This is a genomic window from Amycolatopsis sp. cmx-11-12, assembly GCF_046269425.1.
GTDB lineage: Bacteria > Actinomycetota > Actinomycetes > Mycobacteriales > Pseudonocardiaceae > Amycolatopsis.
In genome coordinates this window covers 1-23,269 of record NZ_JADNQM010000003.1, presented here as the reverse complement: position 1 = coordinate 23,269, position 23,269 = coordinate 1, and the positions used below count along the sequence as shown (strand labels likewise).

The window sequence follows — 23,269 nt, the reverse complement described above, 5'->3', positions numbered from 1 at the left end:
GGAGTCCTCGGCCCGGACCGCAACCGCTCACGACTTGAGAACCTGCTTGGTGATCTCCGCCTTGTCCATCTTCGACGTACCCGCCACACCCGCGTTGCGAGCCTGGGTCAGCAGCTCTTCCCTGGTGGCTTCGCCGGGCCTGTCGCCGAGGTGCAGGGTCCGGCTGGCCACGAACGCGTCACCCAGCTCGCGTCGCCGCGGCTCGTCGAGTTCCCGCCGCATCTTCGGCAGGATCGTGGACTCCTCTTCCTTGACGTGATGGGTGACGGCCTCGACGAGGTCGGAAAGCACCTTTTCGAAATGCTTCGAGGCAGGATCGGCGTTGTTCAGCTTCGCGAGCAGTTGCTCGGCTTCGGCGTGCTCCTTCTGGCCGTGCGCGACGTCTTCGTCTTCGGACGCCTCGCTTTTCGCGGCCGGGTACACCTGGGCCTCCTCGGCCCGGCTGTGCGCCGTGAGCAGCGACGAAAGCACCGGAACGAGCAGTCGCCGTTTCTCCGGATGCTTCTCGAGTTCGTCGAACAGCCGCTCCACCTCGCGGTGGTCCTGCATGATCAAATCCACGACATCGCCGGTCACGGTCGCCTCCTCGGTTCGGGATCGCTCTTCGCCAGGGGATACCCACGCCCGGCCGGTTCACTCCTCCCGGATTCGGGAGAACCGGTTATCCTCGCCGCATGGCCTGCCGGATCACCGAACTCGTCCTCGACTGCGCCGATCCCGTCCGGATGGCGACGTTCTGGTGCGAGGTGCTCGGATACGTCGAACTCGGCAAAGAGGACGACGACATCGAGATCGGCCCGCCCGGAACCGGCTTCGGCGGCCCGCAGCCCACCCTGATCCTGAGCCGCAGCGACGACCCGAAGCCCGGAAAACTGCCCCTGCACCTGGACGTGAACCCCACCGATCGTGATCAGGACGCGGAACTGGAGCGCCTGCTCGCCGCCGGCGCGCGGCCCGCCGACGTCGGCCAGACCGGGACGGAGTCGTGGCACGTGCTCGCGGACCCCGAAGGAAACGTGTTCTGCCTTCTCCGCAAACGAGTCGACCCGTGACGCACCGTCCACATCGGACTCCCCGGGGTAGTCCTGGACAACGGCCGGTTCTGTCCTCGCCTTCCAGCCGCTAAGCTCGACGCGATCCGTTGAGCCCGAGCGGTTCGTCGCGGGACGACCGCCGGTGGCCGGCCCGCTCAAACCGGCGCAGGGAACGGAGCGGACCACGATGACCGAAGAGGCCCCGCGGAACGGGCAGCTGGACGAGCTGGCCGCCGCCATGGCGGAACTGACGCGCACGTTCGAAACAGATACCCACGACGGGGAGATCCTGGCGACCGTATGCGCGGAAGCCGTGCGTGTCGTGCCGGGGGCGGACATGGCCAGTATCACCGCTATCGATTCCGGGACGGCGGAGACCGTCGCCTTCACCGACGAACGCGCCGCCGCGATCGACCGGATCCAGTACGACGAGGGCGACGGACCCTGTCTGCAAGCGGCCCGCAGCGGGAAGATCGTCCGCCTGTCGGTCGGCCCCGCCCAGCGGATGTGGCCGAACTTCACCGCTTCGGCACGGGAGCTGGGGGTGGGCAGCTACCTCGCCGCGCCCTTGCACGTCGACGACCGGCTCAGCGGCGCGCTGAATCTCTTCGGCTTCGGCGACCACGGATTCCGCGACAGTGACGCGCACCTCCTGAACCTGTACACCTCGGTCGTCACCTTCGGGCTGCGCAGCGATCAGCGCTACCGCGACGCGCGCTCGCTCACCTCGCAACTCAAGGAAGCCATGCGAACGCGAGGGGTGATCGAGCAGGCGAAGGGCATCCTCATGGCCGTCCACCGGATCTCGGCCGACGACGCCTTCGAACGGCTGGTCACCGAATCGCAGCACAGCAACACGAAACTCCACGACGTCGCCGCCCGCTTCGTCGAGGGGATCATCGCCGGCGAAAGCGACGCGGCGCCTCGAACCATGTGACAACCGGTTTCGGAAGGATCAACTCCGGGTAGCCGGTGACCGGGGCATGACTTACGCGAGGTGAGTTCATGACAACGACCGGAAGAGCCAAACAGGACCGCATCGACACCGCAGACGTGGAACGGCTGGAAACAGCGGTCGACGTCCTGCGGGCGCTGGACTACCGGCAAGGCGGGGCCTTCAGCCGGGACGCGGTGCACGTCGTGAAAACGGTCAGTCTCCTGCTCCATTGGGGCGCGGTCCCCGCCGCGCTCCGTTCGCGTCTGCTGACCGTGCTCGCCGATCTGCACAATCTGCTGGGCTGGACGGAATTCGACATCGGCCGCCGGGCACCGGCGCGGATCAGGTTCGGCCGCGCGCTCGAACTCGCCGCCGAGGCGGGGAACGACAGTCTCGTGGCCAACATCTGCTATCGCCTCGCCAGGCTCGCCCTGCACCATCACGACGTCGAGGGCGGTCTGGCCCATCTCCGCCGGGGACAGGCCGCCGCGCACCGGTCCGGTTCCCGGCGGGCACAGGCGATCCTCACCGTCAACGAGGCGTGGGCGCTGGCCAAAGCGGGTGACGAGCGGGCCGCCCTCGCGAGTCTGGTGCGGGCGGAGACCCAGTTCGAAGCCGCGGACACCTGGGCCGCCGCACGCCCTTGGGAAGCCTTCTTCGGTACCACGGACATGACCGCGATGCGGGGTACCGTCCTGACCGAACTGGCACAGGTGGTCGCCCCGCGGCACAGTGACGAGGCGATCGACCGGCTTCGTGAGGCCACCGGCCGCTACGGCACGGAAATGTCCCGCAGCCTGGTGCTCACCCTGATCATGCTCGCGCAGAACCACGCGCTCCAAGGCGATTTCGACGAGGCGGTGCGCACCGGCACCGAGGCGGTGGACCTGGCGCACGACCTGGGTTCCACCCGGCCCAAGGACCGGCTCGCCCCGCTGGCGGACCTACTGCGCGAAAACGCGACCGATTCCGGCTCCCGCGACCTGCTGGACCGGATCGACCGTTACCGAGCCGAACCAGCCCCGTAGTCCTTGCCTTGCACCCTCCGTCAGGCGATCTCGCGTGATCGCGCCGCAACTAGAGGGCTAAACGCCGCCCGAGCAGGACCGCGGTCGCCGCGAAACCGAGGCACAGACCCGCCCAGACACCCCAGCCTCCCCAAGCGAAGACGTAGGCGCACAGCACCATGGCGGGCACTCCGACCACCCAGTACCCGATGAGGGTGCAGCGGAGTCCGGAAGCGGTGTCGCCGAGCCCGCGCAGCAGGCCGACGAGGATGTTCTGGGTTCCCTTGCTGTACTGCTGCGCGATGGCGAACAGCAGCAGGGTCGACGCGGTGCCGAGCACCACCGCGTCCGCCTCGCCGTGCAGGAAGGGCCACAACAGGACCTGAGGCACCACCAGGTATGCCAGGCTCACCACCGCCATGAAACTCCACGAAAGAGTGAGTGCCTGGCGCGCGATCGCCGACGTCTGCTGTCGTTCACCGTGGGCCACCGCGCGGCTGACCAAAATGGACGATCCCTGCGACAGCCCGATGTTGACCTGGTAGACGATGTAGGCGAGCTGGTTCGCGACGTTCGACGCGGCGAGCATCGCCGGGCCGAAAGCCCCCATCAGCACCGTCGCGATCGAGGTGATCGCGGCTTCCGATCCGTAGGTGAAACAGATCGGCGTCCCGTGCCGGACGATGTGCCGGACCACCGCCGGATCGGCGCGCCACAGCGCGAGCGACACCATGGGGCGCAGCCGCGGGTCCCGGCGGACGGCCGAAGCGAACACGGCGAGGGTGAAGAACTGGACCAGCGTCGTCGCCAGGCCGATCCCGGTGACACCCAGTTCGGGCAGGCCCGCCCAGCCGTAGATGAAGGCGCCGTTGAGGGCGGCGTTGACCGCGATCGACACGCACGTCACCGCGAGGAGGGAACCCGGACGCCGCAGCCCGACGGCGAACTGGCGCAACACGTTCAGCCACACCATGGGAAACAACCCGCCGGCCAGCGCGAACATCATCGCTCTGGCGAGCGAGACGATCTCCGGCTTCTGGCCGAGCAACGGCAAAGCGGCCGCGAGTCCACAAAGGACGGCCGCGCCGATCGCCGCGGTCAGGGTCGCGACGAGCAGCGCCGATCGCAGGAGCGACCGGATCTCGTCCCTGGCCCGATCGTCGAGTTCGTCCGTGCCGGTGCGGAGTTCACCCGCCCCGGCCGCCGTCGCCACGAGGTTCCCGACGCCGGTGACCATTCCGACGCACATGGTGCGGATCTGGTTGTACAGCAGGATCGCCAGTCCGCCCGCCGCCACCGCGGTCACGCCGAGCAGCCCGAGCATCGCCAGGTCGACACTGGTGAGCGCCACCTGCGCCAGCTGGATTCCCGCGATCGGCGCCGCCAGCGCGACGAGCGCCCGGTATCCGCGCGTCGCCACCGGCGCCTTCACCTCCGTGCTCACGCGCTCACCGCCACCGGCGCCGACCGAGCCCGCCTGTCACGCGTGGCCACCCGCACGGACTCGGCGTACGTGGTGAACCAGCGGTCCATCCGGCGGTGGGCCAATTCGTCGAGCACTCCCCTGGCACGCAGCCACTCGTCGTCGTAGACCGAGTCGAGATACTTCTCCCCGGAGTCGTTGCACAGCACCACGACAGTGCTCCCGGCACGGTAGGAGTAAAGCCGCCGGAGCGCGACGTGGATCGCGCCGCCGGTGGTCCCGCCGACCAGCACGCCGGTGCGCCGCGCGACGACGCGGGCGCCCGCGAAGGCGTCGCTGTCGGACACACGGTGGGCTTCGCCGATCACGGACCGGTCCACGTTGTCCCCCACCGGGAAACCTGCCGGGCTGCCCGCCCCGGTCTGGTGATAGATCCCCGGCGCGCCACCGAAGATGATCGAGCCGACGGGTTCGACCGCCACCGCGTGGGTCTCCGCTCCCGCCGCGCGCAAGGCGCGGGCCGTCCCGCACAGGGAACCACCGGTGCCGATCGCCGCGACGAGCACGTCGACGTCGCCGAGTTGCCGCACCAGTTCCCGCGCCAGCCCGGCATATCCGTTGCCGTTGCCGGGATGGTTGTGCTGGTCGGGATGGTAGGCACCGGTTTCGGCGGCGATACGGGCCGCGATCTGCCTCCGCTGAACCGAGCTAACCCCGCCGTCCGGCGGGCCGTCGACGAACACCAGTTCCGCGCCCAGCGCCCGCAGCATCCGGAGTTTCTCCCGGGCGGCGTGATGATCGACCACGGCGGTGAACCGGTAGCCGCGCTCCAGCGCGATCAGCGCGAGCCCGTTCCCGGTGTTGCCGGAGGTGGGCTCGACGATATGCCCGCCGGGCCGCAGACGGCCGTCGAGTTCCGCCTCGTCGATCATCTGCCGGGCCATGCGTACCTTGCAGGAGCCGGTCGGGTTGAGGTGGTCGAGCTTGAGCAGCAGGCGCGTCCCGGTACCGGTGCACGCGAGCTCCAGCAGCGGCGTGTTCCCGATCAGATCGGACGCGCGCTGGACGATCGTCATCGGATCTCCTGCATCGGGTGTTCGGTGTCGAGATGCCAGCGGTCGCCGTCGAGCACGACCTTGGGCGGCAAGGGAAGCTGGTGGAAACCGCTCTCGTTCTTGTCCATCTGATAGCCGGCCGTGTTGGGGTATACGAGCAGATCGCCGGTCTTCGGCCGCGCGGGCAGTTCCACCGCGCGCCAGGTCAGCACGTCGTACTCCATGCAGCTGGAACCCCCGACGATGGTGCGCACCGGCGCGCCGCCCGGACCGTCCTGGCGGACGAGGACCGGGTCGGGCAGGAATTCGCTGCCCTTCCACTGTTCCGACAGGCTCATGGACAGACCCGCGACCGTGGTGATCAGGTGGTCTTCGGCGGGTTTGCAGCCCACCACCGGGAACACCGAGAATCCGGCGCCGTCGACCAGCGCCCGGCCCGGTTCGAGCAGCAGCTCGATCCCGGACGCGCGCAGGAGCTCCGCCAGCGGTTTCCCGGCGATCTCGTGCCGGAGGATGGCGGTGACCATGGCCGCGCCCGTCGGCGATTGGTGATACGGATAGGTCCGCGCCGGGTTCCGTCCACTGTGGAACCAGCCGTCGTGCCTGCCGGACTCGAACCGCGCCCAATCCTCGGCGTCCACATAGGACACAGCGATCCCGCCGCCGATGCTGATCTTGGACGCGGGATGCCCGAGCGCGCGGGCGTCCCGGCAGAGATCGATCAGATACGCGGCGAGTTCCGCCCTCGCCACCGGGTCGTAACCGTCCAGGTGGAACGAGAACCCCCGCAACACGACCGGGCCCGAACACTGCCGCACGGCCGCTGTCAGCGCGTCGGAGGCGAAGCCGAACCGGCTGCCCGGCGCCGACGGCGGACGCACCCGCAGCAGCACCTCGGCGGTTTCCCCGATCTCCGTGGCCAGCCGCGTGACGCGTTCCAGTTCGTCGGCCGCGTCCACCGCGATGAGACAGCGATGCCGCAGGGCGAGCCAGAGCAAGCCGTCCGGTTTGGCGGCGCCGGTCACCCCGATCGACTCGCCGCGCAGGCCGTTTCCGAGGGCGTGCACCAGTTCGGGCACACTCGCGACGTCGACCCCGGTGCCGGGACGGGTGCATTCCCGCAGCCACGCCGACGCCTTGTTCGCCTTCTTGCCGTAGTAAACGGTGCCCTCGACGCGTTCGGCGGCGAGCGCCGCGACCATCGCGTCGAGGTTTTCGGCGAAGGACGCGGGATGGATCACGTGGAACGGGCCGCCACCGACACCGCGGGCGATCTCCCAGAGCGTCTCCGAGTCACGCAACCGGTGTGCCCAAGGGCGTTCGAGCGCGGGCAGGGGCGGGGACAGGGTGTCGATCAGGTCCACAGGGCCACCTCGCGGCCGCGGCCCGCCGCGATGGCGCGGGCGGCCAGCGCGTGCGCCACCGGGATGTCGGTGATGATCATGCCGCTACTGAAGGCGAACACCCGGTCTTCGTCACTGCGACGACCCGGCGCGCGGCCGGCGAGGATGTCGGGCAGTTCGGCGTCGATGCGGAAGACGCCGTCCGGGCCCGCCATCCGCTGCCCGGTCACCTCGACCTGCGCGCCGTTGGTGGCCACGGTGTAGTCGGCTTCGGCGAGGGTGCCTTCCTGGACTCCCTTGCTGGCCACGGAGATCAGCAGCCCGCCCGGCGGCAGCCAGCCGAGACGGATCTTCGGGTGCGCGGCCCGGCCCGACGCGGCGACCACGATGTCGGCCTCGCGCGCCGCGGCCTCGACGTCGTCCACGAGTTCGACCTCGCGGTCCGGGAACCGGTCCTTGAGCGCGGCGACGCTGTCGCGGAGGCCGTCGGGATGCGTGCCGAACAGCCGCAGCCGTTCGAGGCCCGGCAAGGCGGTGAGGAGGTACGGCAGCGTCCGGATCCCCTGCGCGCCGGTGCCGACCATGAGCGCGGTGCGCGCGCCCGGCCGGGCACAGGTGCGCGCGATCAGCGCGGTGCTGGCGGGCGTGCGGGTGGCGCCGACGCGGTGGCAGTCCATGAGCGCGAACGGCAGGCCGGTGCTGTCGTCGTAGAGGGTGATCGTCGTGTAGTACTTCTCGGCCGACGTGCTGCCCTGCCGGTAGCTCGTCTTGAACGCGGCCTGCTCGAGCGAGCCGTCGTAGCCGAGCATCGAGTACGCGACGGCGTCCCGCGCGGGATCCGGCATCGGCACCATCAGTTTCGCCGGGTTACGCGACGCTCCCGACGCATAGGCCAGGTAGCCGTCTTCGACCATGGTGATCGCCTCGTCCGGGGCGAGTTCGAGGTTCTGCAAATCCGTTCGCGTGAGGATGTGCAGCGAGGGGCCGGTGTTCATCGGTCGACCTTTCTTGTGGACAGGGTGGTGGACGGTGTCCGGACCGGTCATCCGCGCGGTACGCGGGAAATCGAAGTTCGCGGCGACATCCTCGGGCCCGAAGGACGTCCCGCCGTGCCCGGTGCGCCCCAGCCCACGAGGGCGGCGGAGATGGCGATGAGCGAAGTGGCGAGCAGGCGCCGATGAAGGAAAAGCACGGCCGCAGCTTAATGAAAATGATAGTCTTTATCATCAACTGTGAGGGGCGTCACCTCCTGGCGGGGATCCCCCAAGCCGCCGCCAGCGCGTCTCCTTCGGCGTGTCTTTAGCGTTTTGTGCGCATTTTCCCTCAGAGCCGTAACAACTTTCGGCTTCCTGGCGCCATACCGAGAGCTATCGCGTTCTTTCCGGTCCCTGCGCAGGAGGAGTTCGTGTGATGGGTTCTCGTCGTTCGCTGTTCCCTCGAAGATCACGACGCACGTTGGCGGTGGGCGTGATCGCGCCGCTCGTCGGCGCCCTCGCGGTCGCGCTCGTCACCGCGGCGCCCGCCCAGGCCGCGGTGCCCGCCGGTTTCACCGACACAGTGGCGATCGGCGGGCTCAGCTCGCCGACGACCGCCGCGTTCGCACCGGACGGCCGCGTGTTCATCGCGGAGAAGAGCGGCCTGGTCAAGGTCTTCGACTCACTCTCCGACACCACCCCGACGGTCTTCGCCGATCTGCGCCCGCAGACACAGGACTTCTGGGATCGCGGTCTGCTCGGGCTGGCCGTCGACCCCGCCTTTCCTGCCAGGCCGTACGTCTACGTGTCCTACACGCTCGACGCGGTGCCCGGCGGCACCCCGCCACGGTGGGGTGACACCTGCCCGACCCCGCCAGGCGCCACCGACAAGGGCTGTGTCGTCACCGGCCGCGTCTCCCAGCTGACGATGGGCTCGGCCGGTACGGCCGTCAGCGAGAAACCGCTGGTCACGGGCTGGTGCCAGCAGTACCCCAGCCACTCGATCGGCGCACTCACCTTCGGGCCGGACGGCGCCCTTTACGCGGGCGGCGGCGACGGCGCCAGCTTCACCTTCGCCGACTACGGCCAGGTCGGGAACCCCTGCGCCGACCCGCCCTCCCTCGCCGGGACGAACCTCACCCCGCCGACGGCCGAAGGCGGCGCGCTGCGTTCGCAGTCACCGCGACGTGCCGCCGGGGAACCGGTGCTGCTCAACGGCGCACTGCTGCGCCTCGACCCCGACACCGGCGAAGGCGCGCCCGGCAACCCGTTCGCGAACAGCACCGACGCCAACGCCCGGCGCGTGATCGCCTACGGCGGACGGAACCAGTTCCGGTTCGACTTCCGGCCGGGCACCCGCGAGCTGTGGGCGGGCGACGTCGGCTGGGACACCTGGGAGGAGATCAACCGCGTCGCCGACGTCGGTGACAGTGCGGCCGAGAACTTCGGCTGGCCCTGCTTCGAGGGCGGTGCCCGGCAGGCCGGTTACGACGGCGCGAACCTCAACACGTGCGAATCCCTGTACACCTCGGGCGGGCAGTCCGCGCCGTACTACGCCTACAACCACAACGCCAAGGTCGTGGCGGGCGACGCGTGCCCCACCGGCGGCTCTTCGATCAGCGGCATCACCTTCGAGTCCGGGAGCAACTACCCCGCCGAATACTCCGGCGCGCTGTTCTTCTCCGACTCCTCGCGAGGATGCATCTGGGCCATGCAGACCGTCGCCGGCCAGCCGAGCCCGAGCCGTCTGGTGCCCTTCGTGACCGGCGTCAACGTTCCGGTGCAGGTACTCACCGGCCCGGGCGGCGACCTGTTCTACGTCGCATTGGGCAGCGGTGAACTCCATCGCGTGAGCCACCCCAGCGGCACCAACCGGCCGCCGGTCGCGGTGGCCACGGCGACCCCGTCGAGCGGCCCCGCACCCCTGTCAGTCCAGTTCGACGGCACCGGCTCCACCGACCCGGACGCCGGGGACACCCTGACCTACGCCTGGGACCTCGACGCCGACGGCGCGTACGACGACTCGTCGGTCTCCCGCCCCACCTGGACCTACACGGCGGTCGCCGCCGTCGACGCCGGACTGCGGGTGACGGACTCCCACGGCGTGAGCGCGACCACGACGGTTCGGGTGACCGTCGGGAACCCGGTTGGCCTCGATCCGGTACCGGTCATCGACACCCCGACCGGCACGCTGACGTGGTCGGTCGGCCAGACCGTGCCGTTCTCCGGGCGCGCGGTCGACGCCCAGGACGGGCAACTCCCGGCGTCGGCGCTGTCGTGGCGGCTCGCGATCCGGCACTGCGCGACCAACGGCACCTGCCATACGCACAACGTCCAGGACTTCCCCGGCGTCGCGTCCGGCTCGTTCGTCGCACCGGACCACGACTACCCGTCGTACCTGCAACTGACCCTCACCGCGACCGACTCGAGCGGCCGCACCGGCACCAAAACCGTCGACCTACAGCCGAAAACGGTGTCACTGGACTTCACCTCCAGTCCCAATCAGGCGATGCTCACCGTCGGCGGGACCCAGCAGCGCACCCCGTTCTCCCGGACGGTGATCGCCGGCTCCACCAACTCGATCAGCGCGGACAGCCCGCAGAACCTGCCACCGCTCAACCTGAAGCACGCCTTCACCAGCTGGGCGCACGGCGGCGCGCGGACGCAGAACATCGTCGCGCCGGGCACGTCCACGACCTACCGGGCGAACTACCGGCTCTGCTGGCTGTTGAACCCCTGCTGACAGTCCTTTGTGGACGCTGAGCCGAGTGTCCGTAACGGCAGCGCGCGAAGGCCCCCTTATTTGCGCCTAGCGCAAGTAAGGGGGCCTTCATGTACTGCAAGCGACCAGGGCGCCGGTGACCGAGCGACGTCGCGGTCTCACCTAGGCCGAGGTCACGAGGCCGGTTTCGAGGTCGCGCTCGTCCTCCTGCCGCGTCCGCGAGACCATCATCGTGACCAGGTCGAAAATCGGCGTCGCCTCCTTCGGGAAGGAATCCCCCTGCTGGTGCGCGCTCTCGGCGATCATGGCCTGCTACTCCTCAAGAGTGACGACTACATCGGTCGTTCACACTAACGGCCGAGCCACGGTGACGGGCCGTATTCAGAGTTTTCGTGCGAGGCTACGACGAAACCGTCCTAGCCGTAGATGGAGGCAGCCCATTCCGGGTGGTCGATGAACGGGTTGCGGTTGTGCTGGAACTGGTCGTAGATGACCTGGTTACGGCGTTGCTCCCCGGCGTCGGGCGGGTCCTGGGTGTTCCAGGACAACAGGACCGAGAGACGTCCGATGTTGGGTTTGGAGCCGTTGTCGACGGCGTCGTTCGGTTCGAGGTCCGGATACCCCTCACCGCCGTCGTACCGGACGGCCATGTAGAGGATCATGCGGGCCACGTCGCCCTTGACCTCGTCCCGCGGTTCGAACGAATCGTCGTCGGTCAGGCTCCCGGGCGCCTCGTCGACCGGGGAACCGCCGGCGTCGAAGTCCTTGTTCCCCCGGGTACTGTTCACCGACACGTCCTCGGCCCGGAGATGATGCAGGTCGGTGCCGGGCCCGATCGCGGTGCCGAAGTCACCGTGCGACTTGGCCCAGACATGCTCACGGTTCCAGTCGTCCGTACCGCCGCCGTTCGTCGACTTCGCCTGCGAACGACCGCTGTAAAGCAAGATCACGTTCGCCGGGTTGGCGGGATCTTCGTCAGTGGCCTTGATTCCGTCCCACACCTGCTCGTACGACAGCTTGGTGTTGGTGCTGATGATCCCGTGCAGAGCGGTTTTCAGCTCGGCACCGGTCTTGCCCAGCGCGTCCTGGTAGTAGTCATCGACCGGGCCTGCCGCGGCGGGTACGGCGCAGACCAGGCCGACGGCGGCGCCGAGCGCGGCCACGAACGATGTCCGGCGAGCTGTGAGCATGATCCGGTCCTCTCCCCAGAGTCAACGCACTAGCCGTGCAGTTGGAAAAATACTGTCATACCTGTCAATAGGCCACTTGCGAGAAGTCTCCAGTCCACTATGGACGGACGTCCGCCACCGCGCGCTCCCGCACTTCCCGCACGACAAGGGAGTTCGTGAACGCGGACGACACGGCACTCAGCCAGGCACTTTCCTCCCGCATGCTGGGGTGCGCGTCATCCGGCCCTGCCGGATGGTGCGGCCAGCTACGGCCTGCCTCACGCATCACCAGCGCCGCCGCGAGTTCGGCGGCGGCGCGCGTCGGTTCGTCGACCGGGGTGCGCAGCCAGTCCCCGAGATGCGGCGGGACGTGTGCCCGCAACGCCAGCAGGCCGTCGCGGATCTCGATCACCCGGCGGTACAACGTGAACTCGATGTCGTGGCGCACGGGCAGGGCGATCTGCGGATGGGCGGCGACGAGTTCTTTCCACAGCGGTGTCACCGCCCGGATCCCTTGCCACGCGCGCACCAGCCGGAGAGCGCCGTCCCAGGTGGTGAACAGTCCGCCGACGACCCACAGCACCATCGCGCAGAGTCCGACAAGACGGGCGCGGGGCAGGAAGTCCTGGTCCGCGAGGTCGGTGATCGACAGCCACAGCGAGGGAAGCCCGGAGAACAGCACCCACGCGATGGTCATGACGGCGGCGCAGACGAGGATCCGCAGTCCTGTCCGGAACGTCCCCCGTGGACGGCCCGCGGCACTGCGGGCCAGACTGAAAGTGAACATCACCAGGCACGCGACCCCGTACGTCACGAGGCTCACCTGATAGACCACGACACTCGAGCGCCATTGGAACCCGGATGTGCCCACCTCGAACCGATGCGGGGCGAAGTCCAGGTAGCACAGGATCATCAGGGCCCAGCACAGCAGGATCGGCCAGAACGCCGTCGGCTTCTCCGGGGACCGGGTACTGCGGACCAACTGCACCAGCGCGCGCATCGCGAGCAGTTGCAGCGCGTTGGTGACCAGCCGCGGGAGCAGGTCGTCGCCGAGCAACCGGACCGTGGCGTCGGCGGAGACGGCGAGACCGGCCGCCATGCTGAGGAAGAACGTGACCAGATGCCTCGGCCCGCCGCGTACCGCCACCAGCCGGGCGAGGCCGATCAACGCCAGCAGCCCCGCGGACAGGTAGCTGATCATGAACCGAGGGCGTGGCGCAGCCGATCGGATCCGGGACCGGTGCTCACGGCGCGGCGCATGAGCAACGACGCGACGAGTTCGGCCTCTTTCTCTTGCTCCTGCGCGTATGTCGTGCGGCCGAGGACCCGGCGGACCAGGTCCACCGACAGGGAGGGCGTGACCATCGCGGCCACCGTCTCCGGCAGCAGATCGCCTTCGACGTGCCCGCACAGCAGATGACCGAGTTCGTGCAGCAGGATGTGCCGCTGGTGCAACGGGGACGTGTCTCGCGTGTAGAAGATGTAGTCCGCTCGTTCGGTGGCCGCGAGCACACCGCACGGCGCTCCTGGCCGCGCCTCGAGCGCCACCAGTTCGATGGGCCGCCCCCGCATCGCCGCGACCTCGCCGAACAACGTGGTGACATCGAACGGATCCGGTAGTCGCACAGCGGACGCGATGCGCTCACATCTGAGCCAGAGCGCGCTCTTCCTGCCAAGCATGGCTACTCCCCCTGATCACGCTTGGCCTCGCGCCGTTTGATCGCCTCGACGATATCGGCCACGGTGCCGAGCCCCTCCTCGGACAGTGTCACCGCACGCAACGCCAGGTCGCGCACCGCGCTGTTACGCAACGCTCCCAGCAACTCGATCTCTTCGGCAAGTGCCCTTCCCTGTTCGTCGTCGAAGAAGTACGCGGGCGGCACCTGGAAGAACGCCGCGAGCGCTTCGAGGTGCCGTTTGGTCGGGTTGTCCCGGCGGCCCGTCCGCAGTTGCCAGAGGTAGACCGCGGAGAACGACTCGCCGGTGCTCTCCCGGCAGGCCCGCGCCACCTCCTCGTGACTGTGCTGCTCACCGTTGGGCCGCCGGACCACCTGGAACAGGCGGTCGATCCGGTCGGTGAGCGTGGTCGCCCGCGGTTCGGTCATCATCACCTCCGTTAGCTGAAATGAATGCATCTCGACTGTCTGTTCACATGAGTTGACAACCGTGACGGCGCTCCCTTAACGTCTTCCACGTTAGCTGAGATGAATGACTGATGGGAGTCGGTCAATGCTGGCTGACGACCTGGAGGGGGAGTTCCCATGAAGAAGTTCCTGACCGCCGCGGCACTGGCGGCGGCCGCGGTGACCATGTCGGCGTCGCCGGCTTTCGCGGTGGAGACCGGAGAGTTCCACGCCAGCGGCATCGGCCCGGGCCCGTCGGCCGCCATCACGTCGGCGGAAAAGGTCGCCCGCACCTTCGCCCGCAACACGGGCTGGCTGGACTCGCAGTGCTACGTGCGTGCCAGCGACGTCCGGTCGCACACGAGCTACTACAGCGCGGTCGTCTGGCTCTACTGCCAGCGCTGACGTCTCATCCAGAACCAGGGAGGGAAACGAACATGACCAGAATGATCGCCCGCGGCGCGGGGGCCGCGGTCCTCGCCGGACTCATGACACTCGCGCCGACGGTGGCGAGTGCCGCGACGAGCGCACAGGAGACCCGTGCGTTCCTCGGGACGACCGTCGAGAAGACCTCGGCGTCGGCCAAACGGACGGCGTTGCAGCAGGCCTACGACCACGCGGCCGTTTACGGGTACACGCCCGATCAGTGCGTGACCATCCACCTCTACTCGGTGAAGATCAGCTTCGTGATGTACCGGGGTGAAGCCGGGATCCACTGCACGAAACCGTAGATCGCGATCGGCCCGGAGCGGCGACCGGCCACCCGGTCGCCGCTCCGGCAATCACCGCGCCGCGCGTGAAGGCCCCCTTCCCTCGGCTCAGCCGAGGAAACGCGACCTTCACACCTTCCCCAAGTACATGAAGGCCCCTTTCCTTGCGCCTAGTGCCCAGGGTCCCGGCAAAGTCGCAGAGCTGGCTGGCCAGCGGTGCTCTTGGTAATCCGGGCTTGACATCGCTAGTGCCCGCAAGGGCCGAGTGGGGAGGAAGAGGGGCTTCATGTACTTCAGACGATGCGGGAATTGGGACGTTCAACGTCCAGATTCCTACATCGTCACGAGGTCGCGCCGGTCTTGGAGCTTGATCAACGGAGGATCGGGGACACTCGACGTCCCCAATCCTCCGTCGATCAAGCTCAAGCCACCCCCGGCACAGCCGAGCGGGGAAGCAGATACAGATCCATCAGAACCACTCACGACACCCTGGACGCCCCCCGGAGTCACCTCCTCAAGGGCGGCAAGCGGCTCCCCGGATCGACCTGGGCGGGCTCGTGTAAATGACCCGGCTGTCGGTCGCCTGCACTTCGAAGCAGTACCGGCGCACCGGACGTACAAGAAGGCCGATCACCTGGTGTCCGGGGTCCGCACCCGGCTCGCCAAGGCCGGAGTGCCCGGCCTCACCAAAGAAGAGGTCGGCGAGCCGGCGGGCAACGCGCAGGCCCTGTCTTTTTCGTCGCTGTTGGGTTTCTTCTCCGAGTCGGGCAGCCTGTGCAGTCCTGGGGCCGTCGAGTTGCCGTACACGCACTTGCCGGGGATCAACTTGGGGTGGGCTCGGGCGGGAAAGTCGTGTCCGGTGCGTTCAGCGCCTGGCTGATGTGAGCTGCGTACTCGGGGAGAAGCCCGGCGAACACCGGCAGCCAGGGGATTACATCGGAGCTGATGCACGACTGGGGGTCATAGCGCAACCAAACCGTCCTAAGTGGATTGGAAGTTTGCTGCCGAGGCTGCCTTGCCCGCGTCGCGGACGCGGGCAAGGCAGGGGCCTGGGATCAGACTCCGGTGTGCTGGCGGATCCAGTCGCGGTTGCGTGCGGCCGAGGTGTAGCCCGCCCAGCCATCACCCGCCGGTCGCCTGCCGAGCGAACAGACCCCGGCCAGGACCTCCTCGCCGGTGACCGCACCGCGCACGAACACCGGCCCGCCCGAGTCGCCACCGGCCACGCTGCCCTCGGTCTGCGTGCAGATCAGCGGCGCGGTCCGGCTGGCACAACTGATGTCGCTGACCCTGCCGGTGGCGTACTTGAGCCGCCGCGGCAGCGGTCCGCTCCAGTCGGCGTTCTCCGAACCCCAGCCGTAGATCGTCGCCTGCTGGCTATTCTTCAGGTCCTGCGGAGTGGCCAGTGTCGGGTGGGTGTTCCCCACCGACCGCGCCAGCTTCAGCAGCGCGATGTCCTCGTTCGCCCCGCTGTGCTTCGGATGCCGGATCACCTGCGTGACGTCGGCCAGCGTGCCGCCGGTGGACCGGTCGAGCGAGCCGATCCGCACCGAGTAGCCCGAGGAGCCACCGACGCAGTGCGCGGCGGTGAGCACCCATTGCGGCGCGATGTGCTCGGCGGTGCAGGTGAACCTGCCGTTGCGGTGCAGCGCTGCCGCCCACGGCTTGGCATCGGACACGGTGCGGCCGCCGACGATGGACGCCTCCACCGCGCTCTCGCTGGCGGCACCGGACAACGTCCACGCGGCATACGCGACCGCGTTCGTGCTGACCCCCATCACGTTCGAGCCGACGTTGTTGATGTTGTCGCACGCCGAGTGGTAGCAGGGGTCGCTGCCGCTGGCGATCCCGCTCACCGGTATCCCGATCCTGGCGAAGCTGGCGTGGTCGGAACGGCCGCCGATGTTCATCGGCCTGGTCGGGATTCCCTTGCCGCGGAAGTAGGTCTCGAACATCTGGCGCAGGCTGGCGTTGTCGTTGTACACCCCCCAGGTGGTGGTGTTCTTGGCGCCGACCATGTCGAAGTTCAGGTAGCTCTTGATCTTGGCCCGCTCCGCGGACGGCAGGTTGGTGGTGTAGTAGCGGGACCCGATGAGGCCAAGCTCCTCGGCGCCCCACCAGCCGAAGCGAAGCCGCTTCTGTGGCTGCAGGTTGGCCCTGGACACCGCGAGCGCGGTCTCCAGCGCGGCGGCCGAGCCGGACGCGTTGTCGTTGATCCCGGCGCCGGCGGTCACCCCGTCCAGATGTGCGCCGAGGAAGACGACCTCATTGGCGTTGCCGCGCGGCCAGTCCGCGATCACGTTCCAGCCGGTGGCGCCGTTGTGGCTGAACGGCTGCAACGTGGTCTGGAATCCGGCGGCGTCCAGCTTCGCCTTCACGTAGTCCGCGGACGCGCGATAGCCCGGTCTGCCGTGCGCGCGGTTGCCGCCGTTTCGGACGGCGATGTTCTGGAACTCCTGCAGATGGGCCATCACGTTGGCGGCCGGGATGTCCGGCGGCACGGCCTCGGCGGACGCGGGCACGGCCTGCGCCTGCCCGGAGACCGAGACCACGACGGCGGCCGCGACCGCGGTGGTGGCGAGCGGGACGAAGAACTTGCGGAGTTTCATGGTCTTTCTCCCATCAGTGAGAAGAGTTGGCGTCGTAGAGCTGTTTCGCGGTGGCGCCGAACACCGAGCCGACGGCATGGCCCGCGCCGTCGCCCGCGGTGTGGTTGGCCCACAGGTAGCCGAGCCCGGCGGGTGTGGCGGCCCCGGTCACGTATCCGCCACCGCTGCTGCCCGGCTGGGTCACGCAGGAGGTACTGACACTCGACCCGGACGACTGGGCACGCACGTCGCAGTAGGTGAGGTCACGTCCGGTCCACTGGCGGGCACCGGGGTACCCCCAGATCGTGGTCCGGTTCGCGAGCGGACCGTTGAACCGGATCCCGTTCGCACCCACCACTTCCTCCAGTGACCGGCCGCCGACCTGTCCGACCACCACCACCGCGTGGTCGTTGCCGCTGGTCCGCACCCGGCGGGCAGGCCACCGGCCGTAGGGCGCGTCGTTGCCGCCCGCGGAGTTGTAGGCGGGTACGAAAATCACGTTGGACGCACCGGACACACAGTGCGCCGCCGTCCACACCAGACTCTTGTTCGGCGCGGTCGCGACGGCCGACGAGCACCAGGTGTTGCGCCCGCCCTTGGTGTAGAACACCTTTCCGTGCGCACGTTCGCCAGGGTCGGTGTACGGCCGTGGCGATGCGGTCAACGGGGTCGGCGGCAGTGCCGCGCCGACTCCCGGCTCACTTATGAGAACCTGCGCGGAACTCGAAGACTCCGGCTCGGCGGCCGCCATCCGATCCGTTGTCCAGTAACGGAGGGGCTCGTCCGCCGAGGCGAGGGCAGGCGGGGAAAGCAGGGTCAGACCTGTAACGACGATGAGTGCCCTGCGGACGATTCTTGTGGCTTTCATGACAAAACTCGCATTCGATGGCAGGGAATCGTGCCACGGCAAGGTATTCCGTTCCATCGCAACACCGGGCGAGCTGACGTATTTACGCCGTGCGGGCGGTCACGATGCGCGGTCGCCGCACACTCCATGGGCATCCCTGCTGGAGGAAACCATGAGGTTCACCAAGACCGCGCTGACTTCGGCGCTCGCGCTGACAGCCATGACCCTGCTCAGCGGCTTTTCGAACGCGGTGCCGGCGCCGCCGGACATCTCCCTGGCCGCCGTGCAGGCACACCTCGGGCAGTTCCAGCGGATCGCGGACGCGAACGGCGGCAACCGCGCGCACGGCCGTCCCGGCTACCGCCCCTCGGTCGACTACGTGCGGGCGAAGCTGGACGAGGCGGGCTTCCGCACCACCTTGCAGCCGTTCACGTACAACGGCGCCACTGGCTGGAACGTGATCGCGGACTGGCCGGGCGGCGACCAGGACAACGTGCTGCTCGTCGGCGGCCACCTGGACAGCGTCACCACCGGGCCCGGCATCAACGACAACGCGTCCGGCTCCGGCGCCGTGCTGGAGATCGCGTTGACCGTGGCGAAGCAGAACTTCCAGCCACGCCGCCATCTGCGCTTCGCCTGGTGGGGTGCGGAGGAGCTGTGGCTGATCGGCTCCGATCACTACACGAAGAAACTCCCGCAGACCGAGCGCGCGAAGATCAAGTCCTATCTCAACGTGGACATGATCGGCTCGCCGAACCCCGCCTACTTCGTGCTGGACGGCGACCGGTACCCCACCGGCTCGGTCGCCATCGAGCGGGCGCTGAAGGACTACTTCACCTCGATCCGCGTGCCTGCCGAGGACATCGACATGGGCGGGCGCGGCGACCACGCGTCCTTCTCCCGTTACGGCATCGCCGTCGGCGGCCCGTTCACCGGCGCGGAGGGGATCAAGACCACCGCGCAGGCGAACAAATGGGGCGGCACCGCCGGGCGCGCGTACGACGTCTGCTATCACCGTGCCTGCGACCGGACCGGCAACATCCACGCGACCGCGCTGGACCGCAACACCGACGCGGTCGCGTACGCCGTATGGACGCTCGCCGCTGCACCGTTCGCACCTTGATGGTCCGCTAGGGACGAGGGGCGGGAAAACGGTTAACCACAACGGTTCCGCACGCCTGGCCCCGCCTCCGTCGCATCCAATACGATGCGACGACGGAGGCATTCATGGCGATGTCCGAGCATGCTGACCCGTCCTGCGCCCTGCGCGCCCACATCGGCTCCCTCCTGCACCACTGGCGGCGGGCGGCCGGGCTGAGCCAGCACCAGCTCGGCAGGCGGCTCGGCTACCACCATTCGTTCATCAGCAAGATCGAGTCCGGCGCGCGCTGGCCACCGCCCCTGCTGCTCAGCCACGCCGACCAGGTGCTCGGCGCCGACGGAGAGCTGAGCGCGCTGTGGCGGGTGGTGGTCTCCGCCCGCAGCGGGTCGCCGGACGACACGCCACTCGAGGCACCGGTGCCGTGCGGGGCCGAGCCGGACCCGCCGCGAGAGCGGCTCGGCTTCCCCGAGCTGGCAGGTCTGCGCGGGCTCCGGCTGCCGCTGTTCGGGGTGACCTGTCCCGCGCACGGCGCCGATGGCTGCCAGGCGGCGCTGGAGGAGGACGCACTGATCCCGCATCTGCGAGCCGGCGCACCGTCCGGTCATCACCGCGCGGGCGCCGAGGTCGTGCACGGCTTCGCGGTGCTGCTGGCCGCGTTCACCAAGGCCAACGTGGAGACCAAGGCGGCGGGCACGATCGCCTCCACCGAACGGTGCCTGCGCGCGCTGACCCGGCTGGCCGGGCATACCGGCGGGAAGACGGCGACCGGCCTGCGGTACCTGGCCCCCCAGTACGCGCACCTGGCCGGCTGGCTTCGGGTCGAGCTCGGCCAGCGCGGGCTCGGCATGCTGTGGTTCGACCGCGGTGTCGACTGGGGTCGCGCGGCGGGCAACGTCCCGGCGGTGTGCGAATGCCTCGGCCGGATGAGCCTGGTGGCCAGGCTGGAACGGGACGGCCCGTGCGCGGCCGGGTACGCCGAAGCCTTGCGCGCGGCCGGGGCAGGCAGGCTATGGGCCGAGGTGCTCGCGGAGATCCACCTGCTGCGTGCCCGCGCGGTGACCGGTGACCTCGCAGGCCTGACCGCGCACGTCTCCGCGGCTCGGAACCTGCTGGACCGCGCCGATGACGACCCCTCATGGCTCAGCGGGCGCAAGGGGCACGCGTTCGTCGAATCGAGCGTGTCCGCCGGATTCCGGGACATCGCGGCGCTCAGCGGCGACGCGCGTGCCGCCGGGTCGGCGCTGACCGCGGCCAAGCTGGCGCTGGCGAACGTGTCGCCGCGGATGCGGCCGAGCGAGGTACTGCTCACCCTGCGGCTGGCCGACGCCTACGCGTGCTCCGGCGTCCCGGATTCCGCCGTGGAGATCGCCGCCGCCGCGGCGCCGGAGGCGGTGGCACTGGACACCACGCTGATCAACGCCGAGCTGCACGGGCTGCGCGGCAGGCTGTGGCGAACGTGGGGCGAGCTAGCGGAGGTGCGTGAGTTCGACGACTTGCTCCGGGCCGAGCGCGCGCGTGTTGACACGACTTGACAGTTGAAGCCCGATTCGAAGAGATGCACCAGCGCGCGACTTACCGTGCAGATCAGAACATAGTCCGCACCTTCATCTCATGAGGCCCGCGATGGATGAGAACGGCTCGGTCCAGGTGGTCCGGCACCCGACGGAGTGCTGGGTGCGGATGTTGCACGCGGCCAGCAGGGAGATCTGGCTGCTCGGCTCCGGCAAGCGGTTCACCGTCACCACCCACGGCACCAGCGTGCCGTGCCGGATCATCGTGCACCGGAGCAGTCTTGGCTGCCCGGACCGGCTGGCCGAACTGCGGCGCCGGGCAAGACGCGGCGAAACGATCAGGGTGGTCGCCGATTTGCCGTCCGAAATGGTCATCGTGGACCGCGCCGTGGCGCTGCTCCCGCTGACCGCGTGCCCGTCGTCCGAGGTGCTGCTGGTGCGCGGCCCTGTCCTGGTGGCCACCCTGGTCGCGGCGTACGAGACGTGGTGGCAGGGCGCGGTGCCGCTCGCCGCGCTGGACTCATCCGGACGGGGCCCCGGCGACCCACGGCTGATGATCCTGCTCGCCGCGGGCCTCACCGACAAGTCGATCGCCCGCCAGCTCGGCATCGGCCAGCGCACCGTGCAGCGGCAGGTCCGGGCACTGCTCGAAGGGCTCCGCTCGCAGACCCGCTTCCAGGCCGGGCTGCGAGTCGGCAGGCTCCGGCTGCTGGATCCCGACCCCAGCGTCAACGAAAACAGGGGCGACTCCGCGCCGTGGTGAACTCCGGCCGCCCCGACGGTGGTTGGGCCGGTGAAGCCGGGCTCGTGCAGTTGATTCCCCGTCGAGCGAGCACTTTCGCGCGGGTGTGCCCGCCGCGTGCCCTGGACAACCGAGGCCGCGGGGCGAACTACGACCGCTTCGACATTCCTATCCCGCGAGCGGGCGGTGTCACCGACCTGCTCAAGGAAGATCCAGGGAACATTCGGACATTCGACGTCGTCATCTGCGAGGGCATCTCACGCGTCGCGCGTTCGAGCGCCGCATCAACCAGTCCATCGCCGAGTACGAAGTCCTCGACACCCTCGAAGTACGGGACCACCAACCAACACCCGCAGACCAAACGCACGTACCTGTTCCGCGGCAAGGTCACCCATAGCTGCGGGCGACGCATGATCGGGGACTCCCGGAAGGGACGGCCGACGTACTACCTGTGCTGGCCCCGCAAGAACGCAGCGGGACGCTTCTTCGCCGACCGGATCTTCGGACCTGACCGTACGTCCATTCTGGAAGCAGACCTGACCACTGTGGACGACAGCGCCGCGCAAGCACGCGCTGAAGACAGAGAACATCTACAACGACAGCTCACCGACATCGAACGCAAACAGGAAGCCCTGCTCCGCCAAGGCGCTGAGGCAGAGCTACAACGAGCTGACAGCAAACAAGAACACTGTTCAAGCCGAAGTGGCTCAACTGGACGCGCGAGACATCGAGACTCCAGCACCACCCACGCCAACGGACCTGAGCCTCCTGGACGCTGTCCCCTACTTACGGGTCAACTTGGCCAGGGCGCCGCAGCCCTGCTTCAGACGCTCTTCGAGGTAACACAGCTCACCGTGCAAGCTGAACGGCCAGCAGCTCAAGTGCCCGCGATAGCGATAGCGATAGCGATAGCGATAGCGATAGCGATAGCGATAGCGATAGCGATAGCGGAAGCAGGAGAAAGGATCACCGACGCCATATCGGCTACAGAAATAGCAAAAAGCGCCGATCAAAATGATCAGCGCTTTCGACTACTTACGAGTACCCCCGACGAGGTACGGGCAGCAACCACGCATCATCTCAACCCTCTGAGCTGCGACTTTCCGCCACACTGAGGATCAACCGGCTCCGCCGAGACCGCGGTGGCGACGCGTCATGAACAGCGTCCGCCGGGACCTCGCCCTCTGGATTCAATGCGGCTGTACTGCCTTGGTCGCGCTCGGCGCGGCCTACGCCTCCTACATCCATGGACGTCAGTTCGCGCTCCGCTTCGGCGCCGACACGATGACCGCCTCGATCTGGCCGCTCATCGTCGACGGCCTTCTCACTACCGCGACCGTCGAGCTCTGGAAACCCAGTCGCGACGGCTCCAGCCGGTGGCCGGCCTGGGCAGCGTTAGTCTTCGGCATCTCACTGTCACTCTGCGCGAACATCGCCTCGGCACCCGTGACCAGCGCGTTCGGCGTCGCCGTCGCCGCTTGCCCACCGCTCGCTCTGCTGCTGGCCGTCGAACTGCTCAACCGCGCACTCAAACGCCACCGCACCGAACCACCAATGCCCTCACCCTCCGACCGCATTCACAAGGAATCCGAACCCCTCGCCCCAACTCCGGTCACCCTTCGGCCTACTACACCAAACCCGACGGACCAGCCGGTTAGGCCCACCGCCGAACAACTGATGTGGACCCACTACCAGCGCGAGCACACCCAAGGCCGAACACCCACCGGCGCCGAACTCGACCGCATCGCCGGAACCCACAACTACGGTCGCCGCATCCTCCGAAAATGGCGCAAAGAAGGCACACTCCCGCATACAACCCCAGCCAACTCCGAACCGCACCCCGCCACACGAAACACTGAGCTGCCTCGCGTCTTCCGGACAGTCGCTTAGTGGTTTCTCATGCTGCGACGTGGTGTTTCAGGTACTCGGTGTGGACTTCGTGGGGTGTCTTGTAGTCGAGTCCTGAGTGAAGGCGCCGCTGA

At 68.5% G+C, this 23,269-nt stretch carries 22 protein-coding genes; 10 read left to right on the top strand and 12 right to left on the bottom strand.

All coding sequences use genetic code 11. The features are described from left to right. Positions 1 to 27 precede the first annotated feature (27 nt). Positions 28 to 576: a hemerythrin domain-containing protein gene (locus ACLARN_RS04700; protein WP_409490044.1), complete on the bottom strand. Its 549-nt coding sequence runs from the start codon at positions 574 to 576 to the stop codon at positions 28 to 30. Positions 577 to 674: 98 nt separating this feature from the next. Here ACLARN_RS04700 and ACLARN_RS04695 point away from each other — a divergent pair, with 98 nt between their 5' ends. From ACLARN_RS04695 to ACLARN_RS04685, 3 genes are all read left to right on the top strand, one after another. Next, positions 675 to 1,052 (top strand): VOC family protein, encoded by a 378-nt coding sequence (locus ACLARN_RS04695; protein ID WP_409490043.1) that lies wholly within the window; start codon positions 675 to 677, stop codon positions 1,050 to 1,052. A 169-nt stretch (positions 1,053 to 1,221) separates the two neighbouring features. After that, a complete protein-coding gene (locus tag ACLARN_RS04690) occupies positions 1,222 to 1,971 on the top strand; it encodes an ANTAR domain-containing protein (RefSeq protein WP_409490042.1) in 750 nt (249 codons plus the stop codon). 68 nt (positions 1,972 to 2,039) lie between these two features. Then, complete coding sequence (locus ACLARN_RS04685) at positions 2,040 to 2,999, top strand: hypothetical protein (RefSeq protein ID WP_409490041.1); 960 nt, start codon at positions 2,040 to 2,042, stop codon at positions 2,997 to 2,999. Positions 3,000 to 3,048: 49 nt separating this feature from the next. Here ACLARN_RS04685 and ACLARN_RS04680 read toward each other — a convergent pair whose 3' ends face one another. Genes ACLARN_RS04680 through ACLARN_RS04665 form a run of 4 tightly spaced genes read right to left on the bottom strand, consistent with a single transcriptional unit; the run spans position 3,049 to position 7,794 of the window. Next, positions 3,049 to 4,422, bottom strand: coding sequence for an MATE family efflux transporter (locus ACLARN_RS04680; protein ID WP_409490040.1), 1,374 nt, complete (start codon positions 4,420 to 4,422; stop codon positions 3,049 to 3,051). Then, entirely contained in the window at positions 4,419 to 5,477 is a 1,059-nt protein-coding gene (locus ACLARN_RS04675; protein ID WP_409490039.1) for a PLP-dependent cysteine synthase family protein, read from the bottom strand. The genes ACLARN_RS04680 and ACLARN_RS04675 overlap by 4 nt, the downstream gene beginning before the upstream one ends. Continuing rightward, positions 5,474 to 6,820 carry a Y4yA family PLP-dependent enzyme gene (locus ACLARN_RS04670; protein ID WP_409490038.1) on the bottom strand — a complete coding sequence of 449 codons (1,347 nt, stop codon included), beginning with the start codon at positions 6,818 to 6,820 and terminating at the stop codon, positions 5,474 to 5,476. The genes ACLARN_RS04675 and ACLARN_RS04670 overlap by 4 nt, the downstream gene beginning before the upstream one ends. Further along, the gene (locus ACLARN_RS04665) at positions 6,811 to 7,794 is read right to left on the bottom strand and encodes an ornithine cyclodeaminase (protein WP_409490037.1); all 984 of its coding nucleotides are present in this window, start codon (positions 7,792 to 7,794) and stop codon (positions 6,811 to 6,813) included. Before ACLARN_RS04665 ends, ACLARN_RS04670 begins: the two co-directional genes overlap by 10 nt. A 415-nt stretch (positions 7,795 to 8,209) precedes the next feature. Here ACLARN_RS04665 and ACLARN_RS04660 point away from each other — a divergent pair, with 415 nt between their 5' ends. Beyond that, a complete protein-coding gene (locus ACLARN_RS04660; protein WP_409490036.1) occupies positions 8,210 to 10,516 on the top strand; it encodes a PQQ-dependent sugar dehydrogenase in 2,307 nt (768 codons plus the stop codon). 141 nt (positions 10,517 to 10,657) lie between these two features. Here ACLARN_RS04660 and ACLARN_RS04655 read toward each other — a convergent pair whose 3' ends face one another. The 5 genes from ACLARN_RS04655 to ACLARN_RS04635 all read right to left on the bottom strand — a co-directional run bounded on the left by ACLARN_RS04655 (position 10,658) and on the right by ACLARN_RS04635 (position 13,772). Then, entirely contained in the window at positions 10,658 to 10,801 is a 144-nt protein-coding gene (locus tag ACLARN_RS04655; protein ID WP_409490035.1) for a hypothetical protein, read from the bottom strand. Between the two features lie 110 nt (positions 10,802 to 10,911). Further along, a complete protein-coding gene (locus ACLARN_RS04650; protein WP_409490034.1) occupies positions 10,912 to 11,685 on the bottom strand; it encodes an endonuclease I family protein in 774 nt (257 codons plus the stop codon). 97 nt (positions 11,686 to 11,782) lie between these two features. After that, positions 11,783 to 12,865 (bottom strand): MAB_1171c family putative transporter, encoded by a 1,083-nt coding sequence (locus ACLARN_RS04645; RefSeq protein WP_409490033.1) that lies wholly within the window; start codon positions 12,863 to 12,865, stop codon positions 11,783 to 11,785. Beyond that, entirely contained in the window at positions 12,862 to 13,344 is a 483-nt protein-coding gene (locus ACLARN_RS04640) for an ImmA/IrrE family metallo-endopeptidase (RefSeq protein WP_409490032.1), read from the bottom strand. The genes ACLARN_RS04645 and ACLARN_RS04640 overlap by 4 nt, the downstream gene beginning before the upstream one ends. A gap of 2 nt (positions 13,345 to 13,346) precedes the next feature. Then, on the bottom strand, positions 13,347 to 13,772 hold the full coding sequence (locus tag ACLARN_RS04635) for an XRE family transcriptional regulator (RefSeq protein WP_409490031.1): 426 nt from the start codon (positions 13,770 to 13,772) through the stop codon (positions 13,347 to 13,349). A 153-nt stretch (positions 13,773 to 13,925) separates the two neighbouring features. On the opposite strand from ACLARN_RS04635, the gene ACLARN_RS04630 reads away from it, so the two are divergent. Further along, positions 13,926 to 14,192, top strand: a complete 267-nt coding sequence (locus ACLARN_RS04630) for a hypothetical protein (protein WP_409490030.1) — start codon at positions 13,926 to 13,928, stop codon at positions 14,190 to 14,192. Positions 14,193 to 14,224: 32 nt separating this feature from the next. Continuing rightward, on the top strand, positions 14,225 to 14,518 hold the full coding sequence (locus ACLARN_RS04625; protein ID WP_409490029.1) for a hypothetical protein: 294 nt from the start codon (positions 14,225 to 14,227) through the stop codon (positions 14,516 to 14,518). Positions 14,519 to 15,552: 1,034 nt separating this feature from the next. Here ACLARN_RS04625 and ACLARN_RS04620 read toward each other — a convergent pair. Together ACLARN_RS04620 and ACLARN_RS04615 are read right to left on the bottom strand one after the other, a co-directional pair. Beyond that, positions 15,553 to 17,106, bottom strand: coding sequence for a M28 family peptidase (locus tag ACLARN_RS04620; protein WP_409490028.1), 1,554 nt, complete (start codon positions 17,104 to 17,106; stop codon positions 15,553 to 15,555). A 13-nt stretch (positions 17,107 to 17,119) separates the two neighbouring features. Next, positions 17,120 to 17,953 (bottom strand): trypsin-like serine peptidase, encoded by an 834-nt coding sequence (locus ACLARN_RS04615; RefSeq protein ID WP_409490027.1) that lies wholly within the window; start codon positions 17,951 to 17,953, stop codon positions 17,120 to 17,122. Between the two features lie 151 nt (positions 17,954 to 18,104). Here ACLARN_RS04615 and ACLARN_RS04610 point away from each other — a divergent pair, with 151 nt between their 5' ends. The 4 genes from ACLARN_RS04610 (at position 18,105) to ACLARN_RS04595 (ending at position 23,177) form a co-directional block, all read left to right on the top strand. Then, the gene (locus ACLARN_RS04610) at positions 18,105 to 19,055 is read left to right on the top strand and encodes a M28 family metallopeptidase (protein WP_409490026.1); all 951 of its coding nucleotides are present in this window, start codon (positions 18,105 to 18,107) and stop codon (positions 19,053 to 19,055) included. Between the two features lie 104 nt (positions 19,056 to 19,159). After that, positions 19,160 to 20,566 carry a helix-turn-helix domain-containing protein gene (locus ACLARN_RS04605; RefSeq protein WP_409490025.1) on the top strand — a complete coding sequence of 469 codons (1,407 nt, stop codon included), beginning with the start codon at positions 19,160 to 19,162 and terminating at the stop codon, positions 20,564 to 20,566. 79 nt (positions 20,567 to 20,645) lie between these two features. Then, complete coding sequence (locus ACLARN_RS04600) at positions 20,646 to 21,308, top strand: helix-turn-helix domain-containing protein (RefSeq protein WP_409490024.1); 663 nt, start codon at positions 20,646 to 20,648, stop codon at positions 21,306 to 21,308. Positions 21,309 to 22,442: 1,134 nt separating this feature from the next. Continuing rightward, entirely contained in the window at positions 22,443 to 23,177 is a 735-nt protein-coding gene (locus tag ACLARN_RS04595; RefSeq protein WP_409490023.1) for a DUF2637 domain-containing protein, read from the top strand. Positions 23,178 to 23,269 lie beyond the last annotated feature (92 nt).

Coding starts and splice junctions, on each gene's coding strand:
- ACLARN_RS04605 (WP_409490025.1), top strand. CDS start 19,160: ATGGCGATGTCCGAGCATGCTGACCCGTCCTGCGCCCTGCGCGCCCAC.
- ACLARN_RS04610 (WP_409490026.1), top strand. CDS start 18,105: ATGAGGTTCACCAAGACCGCGCTGACTTCGGCGCTCGCGCTGACAGCC.
- ACLARN_RS04645 (WP_409490033.1), bottom strand. CDS start 12,865: ATGATCAGCTACCTGTCCGCGGGGCTGCTGGCGTTGATCGGCCTCGCC.
- ACLARN_RS04630 (WP_409490030.1), top strand. CDS start 13,926: ATGAAGAAGTTCCTGACCGCCGCGGCACTGGCGGCGGCCGCGGTGACC.
- ACLARN_RS04595 (WP_409490023.1), top strand. CDS start 22,443: ATGAACAGCGTCCGCCGGGACCTCGCCCTCTGGATTCAATGCGGCTGT.
- ACLARN_RS04600 (WP_409490024.1), top strand. CDS start 20,646: ATGAGGCCCGCGATGGATGAGAACGGCTCGGTCCAGGTGGTCCGGCAC.
- ACLARN_RS04650 (WP_409490034.1), bottom strand. CDS start 11,685: ATGCTCACAGCTCGCCGGACATCGTTCGTGGCCGCGCTCGGCGCCGCC.
- ACLARN_RS04690 (WP_409490042.1), top strand. CDS start 1,222: ATGACCGAAGAGGCCCCGCGGAACGGGCAGCTGGACGAGCTGGCCGCC.
- ACLARN_RS04675 (WP_409490039.1), bottom strand. CDS start 5,477: ATGACGATCGTCCAGCGCGCGTCCGATCTGATCGGGAACACGCCGCTG.
- ACLARN_RS04625 (WP_409490029.1), top strand. CDS start 14,225: ATGACCAGAATGATCGCCCGCGGCGCGGGGGCCGCGGTCCTCGCCGGA.
- ACLARN_RS04640 (WP_409490032.1), bottom strand. CDS start 13,344: ATGCTTGGCAGGAAGAGCGCGCTCTGGCTCAGATGTGAGCGCATCGCG.
- ACLARN_RS04660 (WP_409490036.1), top strand. CDS start 8,210: ATGGGTTCTCGTCGTTCGCTGTTCCCTCGAAGATCACGACGCACGTTG.
- ACLARN_RS04615 (WP_409490027.1), bottom strand. CDS start 17,953: ATGAAAGCCACAAGAATCGTCCGCAGGGCACTCATCGTCGTTACAGGT.
- ACLARN_RS04685 (WP_409490041.1), top strand. CDS start 2,040: ATGACAACGACCGGAAGAGCCAAACAGGACCGCATCGACACCGCAGAC.
- ACLARN_RS04665 (WP_409490037.1), bottom strand. CDS start 7,794: ATGAACACCGGCCCCTCGCTGCACATCCTCACGCGAACGGATTTGCAG.
- ACLARN_RS04635 (WP_409490031.1), bottom strand. CDS start 13,772: ATGATGACCGAACCGCGGGCGACCACGCTCACCGACCGGATCGACCGC.
- ACLARN_RS04655 (WP_409490035.1), bottom strand. CDS start 10,801: ATGATCGCCGAGAGCGCGCACCAGCAGGGGGATTCCTTCCCGAAGGAG.
- ACLARN_RS04695 (WP_409490043.1), top strand. CDS start 675: ATGGCCTGCCGGATCACCGAACTCGTCCTCGACTGCGCCGATCCCGTC.
- ACLARN_RS04620 (WP_409490028.1), bottom strand. CDS start 17,106: ATGAAACTCCGCAAGTTCTTCGTCCCGCTCGCCACCACCGCGGTCGCG.